Consider the following 18,500-nt stretch of genomic DNA (forward strand, 5'->3'; position numbering starts at 1 on the left):
TCGTCGCCGCCGTAGACACCCGGCGGGACGACGACCAGCGCACCACCGCGGGCCAGGGCCAGCAGCAGTTCGAGGATCGAGGCGTCGAACGAGGGTGAGGCGAAATGCAGTGCGCGCGTGTCGGAGTCGAGGGCGTAGCGCTCGGCCTGCTCCTCGCCGAAGTTCGCGAGACCGGCGTGGGTGACGACAACGCCCTTGGGCACACCGGTCGAGCCGGAGGTGTAGATGACGTACGCGGGCTGCTCGGGGGTGGTCACCCGCACCAGCTCGTCGTCGGCGATCGGACCGCCGTCGAAGCGAGCGAGGTCGAGCTCATCGAGGACGAGCCAACCGGCCGCGGGCGCAGAGCCGGCGAGCGTCGGGTCGGACTCCGACGTGGACGCGAGGCCGGCCGGTTCAGTGGCCGAGATATCGCCGGCGGCACGCGGTGCGATGTCGGGCAGTCCGCCCAGCACCGACGCGACGGTGATGCCAAGCGGCGAACCGGAGTCGGTGACCATGTGGGCGATGCGGTCGGCGGGGTAGGTCGGGTCGACCGGGACGAAGGCCGCGCCGGTCTTGGCGACCGCCCACGCGGCCAGCACCGAGTCGGCCGAGCGCGGGACGCCGATCGCGACGAGATCCTCGGCGCCGATGCCCTCGGCGATCAGCAAGCGCGCCAAGCGGTTCGAGCGCTCGTCGAGTTCGGCGTAGGAGACAGTCGTCCCCTGGAACACCACGGCCGGACCGGTCGGGTTCTGCGCAACGGCCGCCGCGAGAAGGTCGCGCAGGGTGCGTGCGGGCACCGGCGGTTCGCCCACCCGGAACACCAGGTCGGTCCGCTCAGCGGCGTCGAGGACATCGATCGCACCGACCGTGATCGACGCGTCGGCGGCGACAGCCTCGAGGACGCGCTGCCAGCGCACGGCGATGCCGGCGACGGTGTCCTCATCGAAGAGTTCGGTGGCGTAGTTCAGTGCCAGCGCCATCCCACCGTGGCCGGGTTCGCCCAGCTCGGAGAGGGTGAACTGCAGGTCGAAGCGGGCGACGCTCTCGTCGAGGTCGAGCGCGGAGACAGCAAGGCCGGGCAGTTCGAGGGTGGTGCGGTCGAGGTTCTGGAAGGCCAGCATCACCTGGAACAGCGGGTTGCGCGACTGCGAGCGCTCGGGCGCGAGCAGTTCGACAAGGCGCTCGAACGGGACGTCGGCGTTGCCGTAGGCGTCGAGGTCGGCCTTGCGCGCGTTTTCCAGCAGGTCGGTGAAGGACTCGGCCGGACGCACGCCGGTGCGCAACACCAGGGTGTTGACGAACATGCCGACCAGGTCGTCGAGCGCCTGCTCACCACGGCCCGCGATGGGGGTGCCGATGGCGATGTCGTCGGAGCCCGACAGCCGGGCCAGCAGCACTGCGAGGGCGGTGTGCATGACCATGAACAGCGAAGCGCCCTGGCGACGGGCGACCTCGTCGAGCTTGGCGATGAGCTCGGGCGAGAGCTCGCGGTGCACGGTGGCACCGTGGTGCGAGGCGATCGCCGGACGGGCGCGGTCGAACGGCAGCGTCAGTTCGTCGGGGACCCCGGCGAGCTGGGACTGCCAGTAGCCGACCTGGCGCGACATCAGCGAGTCGGCATCGTCCTCGGTGCCGAGCACCGCGCGCTGCCAGATCGCGAAGTCGGCGTACTGCACGGGCAGCGGTGCCCAACCGGGAGCGGTGCCCTGGGCACGAGCGGTGTAGGCACGCATCACGTCGCGGGTCAGCGGAGCGATCGAGAAGCCATCGGCGGCGATGTGGTGCACGACGACAACAAGAACGTGCTCGGTGCGACCGGCCGACGAACCCGACTCGTCCGCGCCGTTGTCAGCGGCGGCGACGCGGAAGAGCCGAGCGCGCATCGGAACCTGTTCGGCCACATCGAAACCGGTGGAGACGAACTCGGTGACGGTCTCGAACAGCGCGTCCCGATCGATCGCGACGGGGCGCAGGTCCAGCGAGATGCGTTCCGCCGCGACGATCTGCTGCACCGGGGTGCCGCCGTGCTCGGGGTAGCGGGTGCGCAGTGACTCGTGCCTGCGGACCAGATCGGCCAACGCCAAAGCCAGTGCCTCGGTGTCGAGTTCGCCGGTGAGGCGGATCGCGACGGGCAGGTTGTAGGCGGCGGAGGTGGTGTCGTACTTGTTGAGGAACCACATGCGCTGCTGCGCGAACGACAGCGGAACCAGTTCACCTTCGGCACGCTCACGAGCGACCAGCGCCGCGCGGGCGGTGCCGCCGGTGTGCGATTCCACCCGTGCCGCGAGGGCTTCCACGGTGGAGGCTTCGAACAGCGCGCGCACCGGCACCGTCGCGCCGAGCGCCGCGCCGATACGGGCGACCACGCGGGTGGCGATCAGCGAGTTGCCGCCGAGGTCGAAGAAGTCGTCGTCGACGCCGACCCGGTCCAGCCCGAGCACATCGCCGAAGACCGCGGCCACGGTTTCCTGCACCGGGGTGACGGGTGCGCGGAAGGCCCGCGCCTGCACCGCGGGGGCGGGCAGCGCACGGCGGTCCAGTTTGCCGTTGACGGTCAGCGGGATCCACTCGAGGCGCACGAGCGCCGCCGGAACCATGTAGGCGGGCAGCTGTTCGGCCGCACCGCTGCGGATGACCTCGAGGTCGGGTACGTGTTCGCCCTCGGCGACCACGTAGGCGACGATTCGCTGGTCACCCGGCTGATCCTCGCGCACGATGACCGCGGCCTGGGCGATCCCCGGCTGCGCGAGCACGGCGGCTTCGATCTCACCGAGCTCGATCCGGAAGCCGCGGACCTTCACCTGGTCGTCGGCGCGGCCGAGGTATTCGAGTTCGCCGAAGCGGTTCCAGCGCGCGAGGTCCCCGGATCGGTACAGGCGCGAACCACCCTGGTTCGGCCCCGCGAGCGGGTTGGCGACGAAACGGGTGGCGGTCAGATCGGGGCGACCGAGGTAGCCGCGCGCCAACTGCGGTCCGGCGACATACATTTCACCCGCCACACCCACCGGCACCGGACGCAACCGGTTGTCGAGGACGTACACGCCGAGACCCGCGATGGCCCGGCCGACCACCGAACCAGCGGCGGCGGCAACGGTTTTCGCGTCAAGGGCACGGAACGACACGTGCACCGTGGTCTCGGTGATGCCGTACATGTTGACCAGCGTCGGCGAGCTGTCGCCGTGGCGCGCGACCCAATCCGACAGGCGGCGCAGTTCCAGCGCCTCGCCACCGAACACGACGTAGCGCAGCGCGAGGGGTTCCAGACCCGGTCCAGCGTTCCGGTCGGCCTCGGCCAGCTGGTAGAACGCCGACGGCGTCTGGTTGAGCACCGTCACCTGCTCCACGCGCAGCAGTTCCAGGAACTGTTCGGGCGAACGCGAGGTGTAGTAGTCGACGACGATCAGCGAGCCACCGAACAGCAGCGGGCCCCACAGTTCCCACACCGAGAAGTCGAAGGCGTAGGAGTGGAACAGCGTCCACACATCGCGCGGGCCGAAGCCGAAGTCGCGATCGGTGTTGGCGAACAGACGCACCACATTGCGGTGCGCGACCGCGACACCCTTGGGGCGGCCGGTCGAGCCGGAGGTGTAGATGACGTAGGCGACATTGTCGGGCGAGAGCGGGGCGAGCCGGTCGGCGTCGGTGATCGTGGCGTCGTCGGCGTCCTCGATATTGCCGGTTTCCACGGCGAATCCGTCGAGCACCACCGAGGGCAGGTGCGCGGGCACCGTCACCTGGACGGTGGAATCGAGGACGACGCTGGTGGGGCGCGAGTCCTCGAGCACGTAGGCGATGCGCTCGGCCGGGTAGGTCGGGTCGACCGGCACGTAGCCCGCGCCGGTCTTGACCACGGCGAGCAGCGCGACGACGAGGTCCAGCGATCGCGGCAGGATCACCGCGACCAGCGATTCCGGGCGCGCGCCGTCGTCGATCAACCTGCGCGCCAACACATTCGCGCGGCGATCGAGTTCGGCGTAGGTGAGCGATTCCATGCCGAACTTGGCGGCGATGCGATCGGGGTAGGCGGCGGCCGCGGCGTCGAACAGGTCCACCAGGGTGGTGTGCTTGTTGCCGAACAGGCCGCGCCGGTAGCCGGCGGGGGTGCTGGCGTCATGGATGACCGGCAGGCCGATGGCGTCGACACCGGAGGACACCCAGCGCTGGGCGACATCGCGCTGTTCGGCCTCGCCGAGCAGGTCGATGTCGCCGACGATCACGTCGGGGTTCTCGGCGACGCTGCGCAGGATGCGGACCAAGCGGTCACCGAAGGCGACGACGGTTTCGGCGTCGAACAGATCGGTGGCGTAGTTCCACGACAGGGCGAGGGAACCGTCGGCGGCTTCGCCCACGGTCAGCTGCACGTCGAATTTCGCGGTGCCGGGATCGAAGTCGACCACGTCGAGGTCGAGGCCGGGCAGTGCGACGGTGCCGGTGTCGGCGGCGGTGGCCGCTTCGAAGGTGAGCACCACCTGGAACAGCGGGTGGTGGGCCTGCGAACGGGTGGGGCTGAGCACGTCGACGAGGCGCTCGAACGGCACATCGGCATTGGCGAAGGCGGACAGGTCGACCCTGCGGATCTGGTCGAGCAGGTCGCTAAAGCTCGCGCTCGAGTCCACCTCACTGCGCAGCACCAGAGTGTTGACGAACATGCCGACCAGGTCGTCGAGCGTGCGCTCGCCACGACCGGCGATCGGGGTGCCGATGGCGATGTCGGTGCTGTTGGACAGGCGCGCGGCCCAGGTGGCCAGTGCCGCGTGCATCACCATGAACAGGGTGACGCCACGGGCGCGGGCGATCTCGGTCAGCGCGTGGTGCAGCTGCGCGTCGACCGAGAAGCGGTGTAGGTCACCGGCATTGGTGGCGACCTCGGGGCGCGGGCGATCGGCGGGCAGCTCGAGCTGATCGGGCAGGTCACGCAACTGCTCGGTCCAGTAGGCGAGCTGGCTCGCGGCGACCGACTCGGGATCGGACTCCTCGCCGAGGACCTCGCGCTGCCACAGGGTGTAGTCGGCGTACTGGACCTCGAGCGGCGCCCACGCGGGGACCTCGCCGCGGGTGCGCTCGGTGTAGGCGATGACGACATCACGCAGCAGCGGACGCAGCGAGAAGCCGTCGCCACTGATGTGGTGCATGACCAGCACGGCCACGTGGGTCCGGTCGTCGACGCGCAGCAGGCTCGCGCGGAACGGGACTTCGCGGGTCACGTCGAAGTGCACGCTCGCCAGTTCGATCACGCGGGCCACCACGTCACTCGCGGCGACCGGCTGGGCCTGCAGCGCGAAGCGGACTTCGTCGGCCGGCAGGACCTGCTGGTAGCCGGCGCCCTCGTCCACCGCATCCGCGGCGATATCCGCCGCCGGGTAGAAGGTGCGCAGGGACTCGTGCCGGGCGACCACGTCGGCGATGGCCGCTTCGAGCGCGGCGACATCGAGGTCACCGGTGAGGCGGATCGCGACGGGGATGTTGTTGACCGCGGTGCGGTTGTCGAAGCGGTTGAGGAACCACATCCGCTGCTGGGCCTGCGACAACGGCACCAACTCGGGGCGCGAGCGCGGAGCCAGCGGGATCCGTCCGCCACGGCCGGTGTGCGTTTCGACGTGCGAGGCAAGGGCGGCCACCGTCGAGGCCTCGAACAGCGCGCGCAACGGCACCTGGATGTCGAGCGCCTCCGACAGGCGCGCCGCGACCCTGGTGGCGACCAGTGAGTTGCCGCCGAGTTCGAAGAAGTCGTCGTCGAGGCCGACCTGACCGGCGCCGAGGACTTCGGCGAAGGTGGCGGCGACGATCTGCTGCACCGGGGTGACCGGCGCCTGGAAGACCCGCGCCGCGAACACCGGCGCGGGCAGCGCCTTGCGATCGAGCTTGCCGGAAGCGTTGAGCGGGAACGCGTTCAGCACCACGTACGCGGCGGGCACCATGTAGACGGGCAGCGCGGTGCCGAGGGCATCCTTGACCGCGTCGGTGTCGACGCCCGCGCCGGCCTGCGCGATGACGTAGGCGACCAGCTGATCGCCGGTGTGCTCGTCGGCGCGGACCACGACCACGGACTGGGCGATCTCCGGCAGTGCGGTCAACGCCGACTCGATCTCGCCGAGTTCGATGCGCAGACCGCGCAGTTTCACCTGGAAGTCGGTGCGGCCCAGGTATTCCAGTTCGCCGTCGGCGGTCCAGGTGACGAGGTCACCGGTGCGGTACATGCGCTCGCCGCCCGCGAACGGGTCGGCGACGAAGCGGTCCATCGTCAGGTCGGCGCGACCGACATAACCGTGGGCCAGCTGCACACCCGCGAGGTAGAGCTCACCCGCGACACCCACCGGAACCGGCCGCAGCCGCGAATCCAGCACGTACAGGCGGGTGTTGAACACCGGGGCGCCGATCGGCACCGTCTCGGTGTCGGCGTCGGTGACCTCGTGATAGGTCACGTCGACCGCGGCTTCGGTTGGGCCGTAGAGGTTGTGCAGCGCGGCGCCGGTCAGTTCACGCAGACGCTGTGCCGTCGGCGCGGGCAGGCCCTCACCGGAGGCGAACACATTGCGCAGCGAAACACACTTGGCGGCAAGCGGTTCGGTGACGAACACCGCCATCATCGACGGCACGAAGTGCGCGGTGCTGACCTGCTCGGCCACGATCAGCCGCGCCAGGTAGGCCGGGTCGCGATGCCCGTCCGGCTTGGCGATGACCAGGCGCGCACCGACCTGCAAGGGCCAGAAGAACTCCCACACCGACACGTCGAAGGTGGCGGGGGTCTTCTGCAGCACCACGTCGTCGGCGGCCAGGCCGTAGGCGGCGTGCATCCACACCAGGCGGTTGACGATCGCCGCGTGGCTGACCGCGACACCCTTGGGGCGACCGGTCGAGCCGGAGGTGAAGATGACGTAGGCGGTGTTGTCCGAGCGCAGCGGGCGATGCCGGTCGGCATCGGTGACCGGCGCGGTGGAGTGGCCGGACAGGTCGAGCTGGTCGATGCGTACCTCGCGACCGGCGGCCGCGGGCATGCCCTCACCTGAGGTGAGCACGCAGACCGGCTGCGCGGTCTCGAGGATGTGCTCGATGCGCTCGGCCGGGTGGTCGGGGTCGAGCGGCACGTACGCGCCACCCGCGGCGGACACGGCGTACATGCCGACCAGCAGGTCGATCGAGCGCCGCATGCCAAGGGCCACATACGATTCCGGGCCGACACCGGCGTCCTTGAGCCAGCGCGCCAGCTGACGCACGCGCCCGGCGAAGTCGGCGTAGGACAGACTCGTCCCCTCGAACGTGAGCGCGATCGCGTCGGGGGTCCGCGCGACCTGGGCCTCGAACAGGGCGTTCAGGGTGGCCGGATCGTCGTCGCTCGGGGTGCTCAGCGCGGCGTCGACAGCGAATTCGGTGTCGTTCCAGCGATCGAGCACCAGGGAACGCTCGGCGGTGTCGAGAAGCTCGATGTCGCCGACGGGTGCCGCGGGGTCGACCACGATGGCGGTGAGCACGCGCAGCAGCCGGGCGCCGAACCTGGCGGCGAAGTCGGCGTCGAAAAGGTCTGTCGCGTAGACGAGTTCGGCGTCCATGTGGCTGTCGTCGGGCACCTCGCTCAGTGCGAGCTGCAGGTCGAACTTGGCCATGTGCTGGTCGATGCCCAGCTCGGAGACCGTGAGGCCGGGCAGTTCCAGGGTCGTGCGGCCCAGGTTCTGGAACGAGAGCATCACCTGGAACAGCGGGTGGCGCGACTGCGAGCGCGCCGGGTTGAGCACCTCGACGAGGCGTTCGAACGGCACGTCGGCATGGGCGAAGGCGGCCAGGTCGTGTTCGCGGACCTGACCGAGCAGCTCGGTGAAGGTGGCGGCCGGGTCGACCCGCGCGCGCAGCACCAGGGTGTTGACGAACATGCCGACAAGGTCGTCGAGCGCCTGCTGACCGCGGCCCGCCACCGGGGTACCGATGGCGATGTCGTCGGTACCGGACAGGCGCGACAGCAGAACGGCGAACGCGCTGTGCACCACCATGAACAGGGTGGTGCTGTGGTCGTGCGCGACCTGGTTCAGCGCGTCGACGAGCTCGCCCGGCAGCTCGAAGCGGTGCGTGCCCGCCTGGTAGCTGGCCTGCGCGGGCCGCGACTTGTGGCCGAGGCGCAGTTCGTCGGGCAGGTCGGCCAACGCGCCGCGCCAGTGGTCGAGCTGCTCGGAGATCAGCGAGGTCGGATCGGTTTCGTCGCCGAGGATCTCGCGCTGCCAGAGCGCGTAGTCGACGTACTGCACGGCCAGCGGGGGCCAGCCGGGTTCGGTGCCCGCGGTGCGGGCCACGTAGGCGGTCATCAGGTCGCGCACCAGCGGACGCAGCGAGAAGCCGTCGGCGGCGATGTGGTGGACCACCATCACCAGCACGTGTTCGCGTTCGCCGAGCTCGTAGACCCGAAGGCGCACCGGCGCGTTCGCGGTGACGTCGAAGCCTCGGCGGGCGAACTCGTAGAGCGAGGTCGCCATGTCGGTCTCGTCGGCTTCGACCAGCTCGACGTCCGGAATGGAACCGGCGGCGGCGAGCACCTTCTGGTAGGCGCTGCCGTCGGCCATGGTGGCGCGGCCCGGCTCGGGCGCGACGTACACGGGGTAGATCGTGCGCAGGGTTTCATGGCGGGCGATCATGTCGGCGACCGCGCCGCGCAGGCCGGGCAGGTCGAGCAGGCCCTGCAGGCGGACCGCGACCGGGATGTTGTAGGTGCCGGTATCGGCGACGTCGAAGCGGTTCAGGAACCACATGCGCTGCTGCGCGAGCGACAGCGGCGGGTGCTCGGGGCGCTGACGGGCTGTGAGCGCGGCACGCAGACCGGTGCCCGCGTGCGATTCCACGCGTGCGGCCAACGCGCCGACGGTGGGCGCCTCGAACAGGGTGCGTACGCCGACCTCGGCGTTGAGTGCTGTGCTCAGCCGGGCCGCGACCTGGGTGGCCACCAGCGAGTTGCCGCCGAGTGCGAAGAAGTCGTCGTCCACGCCGACGCGATCGGCGCCGAGCAGGTCGGCGAAGATCTCGGCGACGATCTCCTCGATCGGGGTCGAGGGCGCGCGGAACACCTTCGCCTCGAACACGGGCGCGGGCAGCGCTTTCCGGTCGAGCTTGCCGGAAGCGTTGAGCGGGAAGGCCTCCAGCACGACCAGGGCCGACGGCACCATGTAGGTGGGCAGTTCGGCGGTGATGCCCGCCTTCACCGCCGCCACGTCGACGGTGGTGCCCGCTTCGGGCACAAGGTAACCGACGAGCTGGTCACCGGCGTGCGCGTCGGAGCGCACGACCACGACCGACTGTGCGATACCCGGCTGTGCGAGCAGGGACGTCTCGATCTCACCGAGTTCGATGCGCAGACCGCGCAGCTTCACCTGGAAGTCGGTGCGGCCCAGGTAGTTCAGCTCGCCGTGGGAGAGACCGTTCGCAGCGGGCACCGCGGTCCAGGTGACGAGGTCGCCGGTGCGGTACATGCGCGAACCGGCCGCGCCGTACGGGTTGGCGACGAAACGGTCGGCGGTGAGGTCGGCCCGGTTGAGGTAGCCGACGGCCAGCTGATCGCCCGCGAGATAGAGCTCTCCCGCGACACCGGGTGCCACCGGGTGCAGTCGTGAATCCAGCACGAACACCCGGGTGTTCCACACCGGGCGACCGATCGGCACCGACTCCACATCGGCATCGACGACCTCGTGATAGGTCACGTCGACCGCGGCCTCGGTGGGGCCGTACAGGTTGTGCAGACGGGCGCCGGTGAGCTCGCGCAGGCGCTGCGCGGTGGGCGCGGGCAGCGCCTCACCGGAGGCGAACACCTGACGCAGGCGCACCGCGTCACCGTTGCCGTTGCTGCCGAGGGTCGAGACGAACACCGACAACATCGATGGCACGAAGTGCGCGGTGGTGATGTCACGTTCGGCGATGATCTGGGCCAGGTACACCGGGTCGCGGTGGCCGTCGGGCTTGGCGACGACCAGGCGGGCGCCGGTCTGTAAGGGCCAGAAGAACTCCCAGACCGACACGTCGAAGGTGGCCGGGGTCTTCTGCAGCACGGCGTCGGCGGCGTCGATCGGGTACTCGTGCTGCATCCACAGCAACCGGTTCACGATCGCCGCGTGATCGACCGCGACGCCCTTGGGGCGACCGGTCGAGCCGGACGTGAAGATCACGTAGGCGGTGTTGGTGGCCCGAATCGGTTGCACGCGTTCGGCATCGGTGATCGGGGCACCGCTGAAGTCGGCGGGCGAGGAGATGTTCTCGACCGCGGCCACGGTGACGCCGTCGGCGTCGAACGAGTCGCGACGGCTGGTGAGCACCAGTCGCGGCTTCGCGGTGTCGATGATGTGGCCGATGCGGTCGGCGGGCTGATCCGGGTCGAGCGGCACGTAGGCGGCGCCGGTCTGCAGCACCGCGTACATGGCGACGACCAGCTCGGTGGAGCGCCGAATCGCCAGTGCCACATGGTCACCGGGGCCGACACCGTCGGCGATCAGGCGCCGGGCGATGCGGTTGGCCCGTTCCTGCAGCTCGCGATAGGACAGTTCTTCGTTGTCGAAGACCAGGGCGAGCGCGTCCGGGGTCCGCTCGACCTGCGCGTCGAACAGCGACACCAGGGTGGCGTGCGGGACGGCGTGCGCGGTGTCGTTCCAGTCGACGAGGACCTGCGCGTGTTCCTCGGGCGCGAGCAGATCGATATCGCCGACCATCACCTCGGGATCGGCGACGATCGCGGCGAAGATGTTGTCGAGCCTGCGCGCGAACGCGGCGATCGTCGATTCCTCGAAAAGGTCGAGCGCGTAGGAGAATTCGGCCGCCATGCCACCGGCTTCACCGTCGGTATTCTGCACCTCGGTGAGGCTGAGCTGCAGGTCGAACTTGGCCAGTTGGGGGTCGTAGTCGATGCCGCTGACCGCGAGACCGGGTAGCTGCAGCGAGGCCTGCTTGTTGTTCTGGAACGACAGCATCACCTGGAACAGCGGGTGGCGTGCCTGCGAACGGGCCGGGTTCAGTACCTCGACGAGCCGCTCGAACGGCACGTCGGCGTGGGCGAAGGCCTGCAGGTCGGTCTCGCGGGCCTGATCGAGCAGGGTTGCGAACGGGGTGGCGCCGTCGACCTGCGAGCGCAGGACCAGGGTGTTGACGAACATGCCGACCAGGTCGTCGAGCGCCTGGTCGCCACGGCCCGCGACCGGAGTACCGATCGCGATATCGCTGGTGCCGCTGGCGCGGGCCAGCAGCACCGCGAGGGCGCTGTGCATGACCATGAACAGCGAGGCGTTGTAGCGGCGGCCCAATTCGACCAGGGAGCGCTGGGTTTCGCTCGCGATGACGAAGCTGTAGGTGCCACCGCGGTAGGAGGCGGCGGGCGGGCGCGGGTGATCGGCCGGCAGCACGATCTCGTCGGGCAGGTCAGCGAGTTCATTTGCCCAGTAGGCGATTTCGGACGAGATCAGCGACTGCGGATCGTCCTCGGAACCCAGCACCTCACGCTGCCAGAGCGCGTAGTCGGCGTACTGGACCGGCAATTCGGCCCAGGTCGGCGCTTCCCACGAGGTGCGGGCGGCGTAGGCCATGATCACGTCGCGCGAGAGCGGGGCCATCGACCAGCCGTCGGCGGAGATGTGGTGTACCACCATGCCGAGCACGTACTCGGACTCCGACACCTCGAAAAGCCTTGCGTGCAGCGGCACTTCGCTTGTCACGTCGAACGCCATCGAGGCCAGGTCGATCAGGTGATCGATCAGATTGTCCTCGGTGACCCGGTACGGGGTGAGGTCGGGGACGATCTGCGCGGCATCGAGGACCACCTGCACGGGGCCGGTGCCGGAATCGGGGAACACGGTACGCAGCGACTCGTGCCGGTCGATGACGTCGATGACCGCCACCTGCAGCGCGGCCACGTCGAGGTCACCGGAGAGCCGGATCGCGACGGGGATGTTGTTGACCGCCGACGCGGTGTCGAAGCGGTTGAGGAACCACATGCGCTGCTGCGCCAGCGACAGCGGCACCCGGTCGGGACGTTCGCGCGCGACCAGCGCCTTGCGCGCACCGTCACCGGCCTGGGACTCCACGCGGGCGGCCAGCGCGGCCACGGTGGGGGCCTCGAACAGCATGCGGACCGGGACACGGGTGTCCAGCGCGATACCGATGCGGGACGCGACCTGGGTGGCGATCAGCGAGTTGCCGCCCAGTTCGAAGAAGTCGTCCTCGACACCGACCCGGCCCAGCTCGAGCACGTCGGCGAAGACCTGCGCGACGATCTGCTCGATCGGGGTGGTCGGCGCGCGGAACTCGCGCACCTCGAACACCGGCGCGGGCAGCGCGCGACGGTCGAGCTTGCCGTTCACGGTCAGCGGGATCGCGGCGAGCACCATGATCGACGACGGCACCATGTACGCGGGCAGGCGCTGCGCGACGTGGTCGGTCAGCTCGGCGATGTCGATCGAAGTGCCCGGCACCGCGACGACATAGGACACCAGCGAGGTGCTGCCGCCCTTGTTCTTGTGGCCGATGCTGACAGCGAAGTCGACGGTCTCGTGCGAGGCGAGCGCGGAGTCGATCTCGCCCAGCTCGATCCGGAAACCACGGACCTTCACCTGGAAGTCGGAGCGGCCGACGTATTCCACATTGCGCTCGGCGGTCCAGCGCACCACGTCACCGGTGCGGTACATCCGCTCACCGGGGGCGTAGGGGTTGGCGACGAAACGGTCGGCGGTCAGCGAGGCGCGCGCATGATATCCACGCGCCATACCGACGCCGCCGATGTAGAGCTCACCCGCGACGCCCACCGGCACGGGGCGCAGGCGGTCGTCGAGGATCAGGGTGTGGACGCCGCGGATGGGGCCACCGATGACGACCCGCTCCCCCGGGATCAGCCCTTCGCTGAGGTTGGACGCGATGGTGGTTTCGGTGGGGCCGTAGACATTGCCGAGCATGCGGCGCGAACCGTCGGGCAGGCGCACCGCCCACTTGGCGACCAGTTCCGGCGGGACCGCTTCACCACCGGCGGCGAGCACCCGCAGGTGATCGAGGCCGCGCGCGTCGAAGGTGGCCAGCGCGGCGGGGGTCACGAACGCGTGGGTGACCTGTTCGGTGATGAGGATGTCGCGCAGTTCCTCACCGCCGTAGACGCCGGGCGGGACGACAACGAGCGTGCCACCGCGGCCGATGGCGAGCAGCATTTCCAGCACCGACGCGTCGAACGAGGGTGAGGCGAAATGCAGTGCGCGCGTGGTGGAGTCGAGCGAGTAGAGATCGATCTGCTCGGCGCAGAAGTTGGCGACGCTGGCATGGGTCACCACGACGCCCTTGGGCACACCGGTGGAACCGGAGGTGTAGATCAGGTACGCGGGCTGCGCGGGGTCGGTCTGGCGGACCAGTTCGCGCGGGGCCAGCGGGGCATCGGAAATATGGGTGAGATCGATGTCGTCGACTACGACCCAGCCCACCGAATCAGGCAGTTCGTCGGCCTCACCGGTGACCGTGATGCCAACGGACACACCGGCATCGGTGATCATGTGGACGATGCGGTCGGCCGGGTAGTTCGGATCGACGGGCACGAACGCGGCGCCGGTCTTGGTGACCGCCCACACCGCGAGCACCGACTCCAGCGAACGCGGCACGGCAACGGCGACGAAGTCCTCGGCGCCCAGCCCCTGCTGGATCAGCAAGCGCGCCAACTGGTTCGAGCGGCGATCGAGCTCGCCGTAGGAGACAGCTGTCCCCTCGAACACCACGGCCGTCGCCTCGGGGTCGCGGACGGCCTGGGCGATCAGCTGCGGCAGCGTGCGCGCCACCGCGGCGGGGGCGCCGAAACGGGTGACCAGGTCGGCGCGTTCGGCGTCGTCGAGCACGTCGATCGCGCCGACGGTGACGGCCGGATCGGCCAGGATCGCGTCGAGCACACGCCGCCAGCGCAGCAGCAGCTCTTCGACGGTCGACTGATCGAACAGATCGATGGCGTAGGTGAGCACGCCGGTCATGCCCGACAGCGAACCGGTGCCGGTGTGTTCCTCGGTCAACGTCCACTGCAGGTCGAACTTGGCCATGTCGACCTCGACCTCGTCGGCGGTGACCGTGAGATCGGGCAGCTCGAGGGTGCCGTGCGACATCTCCTGGAACGACAGCACCACCTGGAACAGCGGGTGGCGGGCCTGTGAGCGCGAGGGGTTGAGCACGTCGACGAGCCGCTCGAACGGCACATCCGCGTTGGCGAACGCGTTCAGGTCGGTTTCGCGGGTGCGGGTGAGGAATTCGGTGAACGGCTGGGTGGGGTCGACGTCGGAACGCAACACCAGGGTGTTGACGAACATGCCGATCAGATCGTCCAGCGCCTGCTCACCACGGCCGGCGATGGGCGTGCCGACGGCGATGTCGGTGGTGCCGGACAGGCGCGCGAGCAGCACCGCCAGAGAGGCGTGCACGACCATGAACAGGGTGACGCCGTTGGCGCGGGCCACGGCGGCGAGCTGTTCGTGGGTGTCGGCGTCGATCTCGAAGCTGACGCGCGCGCCGCGGAAGCTCTGCTGCTGCGGGCGCGGGCGGTCGCTTGGCAGGTCGAGCTGGTCGGGCAGACCCTCCAGTGCGCGCTGCCAGTAGTCGAGCTGGCGTGCGGCCATCGAGGTCGGGTCGGATTCGGCGCCGAGCAGTTCGTGCTGCCACAGGGTGTAGTCGCGGTACTGGACCGGCAGCGGCGGCCAGGCCGGGGCCTGGCCCGCGGCACGGGCCAGGTAGGCGGTGGCGACGTCGCGGGCCAGCGGACCGAAGGAGAAGCCGTCGGCCGCGATGTGGTGGACGACGAAGGCAACGGCGTATTCGGGTGCAATCGCGCCGTGACCGGCGGTAGTAGTTGAGCGTGACCACGCGGAGCCCTCGGGAGCGGCGCCGTTGGACTCAGCCGCTCCGCCGACGACCTTGAAGATCTGTACGCGGATCGGCAGTTCCAAGGTGACGTCGAAGCCGGTGGACGCGAAGTCGATCAGCTCCTCGCGCAGGCGCGACTGGTCGATCGGGGTCACCGCGATGCCGAGGTCGAATTCGTCGGCGCCGAGTACCCGCTGGAAGCCGCCGTCGGCGTCGGGGAAGATCGTGCGCAGCGATTCCTGGCGCACCACAACATCATTGAGCGCGGCGATCAGCGCGTCGACGTCGACGCGGCCCTTCATCTGCACCACGAAGGGCAGGTTGTAGGTGGGCGCGGTGGGGTCGAACTGGTTGATGAACCACATCCGCTGCTGGGCCAGCGACAGCGGCACCTGCTCGGGATGCGGCTGCGCGACCAGCGGCGGACGCGGCGCTGAAACATCTGCGGGCGTGACGGATTCGACCCGGGCGGCGAGTCCGGCCACCGTGGGGGTCTCGAACAGCGCGCGCACACCGAGCTGGATACCGAAGGCGGCCCCGATGCGGGCGACGACCTGGGTGGCGACCAGCGAGTTGCCGCCGAGTTCGAAGAAGTTGTCGTCGGCGCCGACACGTTCCTGGCTCAACACGTCGCCGAAGATGCCGGCCACGATCTGCTCGGCCGGGGTGCGCGGGGCGCGGAAATCGCCTGCGGCAGCGGTGAAGACGGGTTCGGGCAGTGCCTTGCGATCGAGCTTGCCCGAGGTGTTGAGCGGGAACGCGTCGAGCACCATGATCGACGCGGGCACCATGTAGGCGGGCAGCTTCTCGGACACGAACCTGGTCAGCGTCGCCGGGTCGGCGGACTGGCCGGGCGCGGACACGATGTAGGCGACGAGCTGCTGACCGGTCGCGGTGTCGACCACGAGGACCGCGGCCTGGCTGACGGTCGGGTGCGCGAGCAGGTCGGTTTCGATCTCACCGAGCTCGATGCGCTGACCACGGAACTTCACCTGGAAGTCGGTGCGGCCGATGTACTCAAGGACGCCGTCGGCGTTCCAGCGCACGAGGTCGCCGGTGCGGTACATCCGCTCGCCGGGGGCGCCGACCGGGTTGGCGACGAAGCGGTCCGAGGTCAGGTCGGGGCGACCGCGGTAGCAGCGGGCCAGCTGTCGACCGGCCAGATACAGCTCACCCGGTGCGCCGATCGCGGCCGGGCGCAAACGCGAATCCAGTACGTAGACTTCGACATTCCACTCGGGGATACCGATCGGTACTCCGGTGGTGTCGGCTTCGGTGGCTTCCCAGTAGGTGACCGAGACCGCGGCTTCGGTGGGGCCGTAGAGGTTGTGCAGACCCGCGTCGGAGATCGCGCGAAGACCCGCGGCGGTCTCGGGGGGCAGAGCCTCACCGATGACGAAAACCGCACGCAGCGTTGCGCATTGGGACTGCGTCGCGTGGGAGACGAACACGGTGAGCATCGACGGCACGAAGTCCGTCACGGTGACGCCGTGGCGTTCGATCATGTCCGCGACATAGAGCGGGTCGCGATGACCGTCGGGGCTCGCGATGACCAGCTTCGCACCGACCATCAGCGGCAGGAAGTACCCCCACAGCGACACGTCGAAGGTGGTGGCGGTCTTCTGCAGGTAGACGTCGTCGGCGGTCAACCGATACTCGTCGAGCATCCACAGCTCTTGGTTGACGATCGCGTGGTGGGTGACCGCGACGCCCTTGGGGCGGCCGGTCGAACCGGAGGTGTAGATGACGTAGGCCGTGTTGTCCGGGCGCAGCGGGGCGAGCCGGTCGGCATCGGTCACAGGTGTGGCGTCGAAACCGGACGTGTCGAGTCGATCGATCTCGACGCGGGCGACGGTATCGGGCAGGTCGAGGTCGTCGCCGGTGGTCGTCAGGACGCAGACCGGTGCCGCGGACTCGAGGATGTAGGCGGTGCGGTCGGCCGGATGATCCGGGTCGATCGGCACATACGCGCCACCGGCCCGCAGCACGGCGTGCATGCCGATGACGAGGTCGAGCGAGCGGCGCATGCCGAGCGCGACGAGGGATTCCGGGCCGACGCCGTCGGCGATCAGGAAGCGGGCCAGGCGGTTCACCGACGCGGCGAACTCGGCGTAGGTGCGGGTTTCGCCTTCGAAGTCGAGGGCGATGTTGTCCGGGGTCAGTGCGACCTGCGCATCGAGCAGGGCGGGCAGGGTGGTCGCGGGGACCTCGTGTGCCGCGTCGTTCCACTCGGTCAGCGAGCGTTCCAGCTCGGCAGCGCCGGTGACCGGCAGCGCCCACACCGGCAGGTCGGCGTCGGCGGCCAGGAACCGGTCGAAGAACTCGAGGAACCGGCCGTGGTGGGTCCGCGCCTCGGCGGCCGAGTACAGGTTCGGGTTGGTCTCGAAGTCGATGTGGGAGCGGGTGCCACCGTGCGACTGATAGAAGTTGACGCCCAGGTCCTCGATGCTGCCCGTGGACAGCACGTTGAGCGTGCCCTCCATGCCGCCGAAGCTCAGGTGGTTGTCGAACAGCATGATGTTGACCCACGGGCCGAAGAACTCCGTGGAGACCACGCCGTCGCCCGCCGAATCACGGCGGATGTCCTCGTGCCGGTAGCGCTGGTGGCGCAGGGCGCCGGAGACCTCGGTGGTCACCGAACGCAGCAGCTGCGCGACGGTGGTGTCGTGGCCGACGTGCAGGCGCAGCGGGACGATGTTCGAGGTCGCGCCGCCGGAGCGACGCATCACCGCGGTGGTGCGCGCGGTGACCGGGAGGCTGAGGATGACGTCGGAGGTGCCGGTGATCTGGGCCAGGTAGGCGGCGAAACCGGCGATCAGCAGCGGAGCCGCGGTGCTGTCGTGGCGGGCGATCGCCGCGGTGAGCAGCTCGTCCTGGGCGGTGCTCAGCGCCGCGCTGGTGACGTCGTTGACCGGCGAGGGCGGGGCCGAGCGGCCGGTGAGGCTGCTGCCCTCTTCCAGACCCGCGACGCGCTGGGCCCAGTGCTGTTTGTCGGACTGGAAACGGGTGCTGTCGCGGTAGACGATCTCGGACTCGTAGAGCGCGCGCAGATCGGTGGCTTTGTTCGGCGGGGCCGGGGTGCCGGTGACCGCGGCGGTATAGAGCTGTGCCGTGCGGTTGACGAAGTTGTTGGCGCCGAAACCGTCGAGCACGATGTGGTGGACGCGGGCATACCAGTACCAGTGGTCGTCGCTGAGCTGCAGCGCGGCGGCCTGCACGAGGCGGTCGCGCACGATGTCGAGCGGGCGGCTGTACTCGGCGCGCATCCACTCGGCGGCGACCGCTTCGGGGTCGGCCTCGCCACGCAGGTCGACATAGATCAGCGTGTCGTCCTGGGTGGTGTCGACAGTCTGCATCGGCTCACCGTCGATCTCGACGATGCGCAGCCAGCCCGATTCGATGTCGGTGGCCGCGTCGGCGCTCGCGCGCTCGAGCACGGCGACATCGAGGCGTCCGCGCAGGTCGACGTACTGGGCGATATTGATCGGCACCAGCGGGTCGACATGCTGCGCGTACCAGATACCCAGCTGTGCGGGCGAGAGCGGGAAGTACTCCGAAGAGTCTCCACGTCCGTCACCAGTTTCGCCGTTTCCGCCGAAATCCAGCCGGTCCAACCCAAACCTCGCTTCCGGAACACCTGGGTAGGCGCTCCCCGCCGACACCGGAACGCGAGCGCCCACCTA

The 18,500-nt window shown here is 69.5% G+C and carries 1 protein-coding gene (only partly in view); it reads right to left on the reverse strand.

Features of this window, described 5'->3' with window-relative positions:
* Positions 1–18,431, reverse strand: the 5' end (the start) of a protein-coding gene (locus ACLJPD_RS06260) for a non-ribosomal peptide synthase/polyketide synthase (RefSeq protein ID WP_410870767.1). The gene continues 25,750 nt to the left of window position 1, outside the view; only the first 18,431 of its 44,181 coding nucleotides appear in the window; the start codon lies at positions 18,429–18,431; its stop codon lies beyond the left edge, outside the window.
* Between the last annotated feature and the right edge of the window lie 69 nt (positions 18,432–18,500).

The organism is Nocardia sp. A7, from assembly GCF_046549215.1.
GTDB lineage: Bacteria > Actinomycetota > Actinomycetes > Mycobacteriales > Mycobacteriaceae > Nocardia.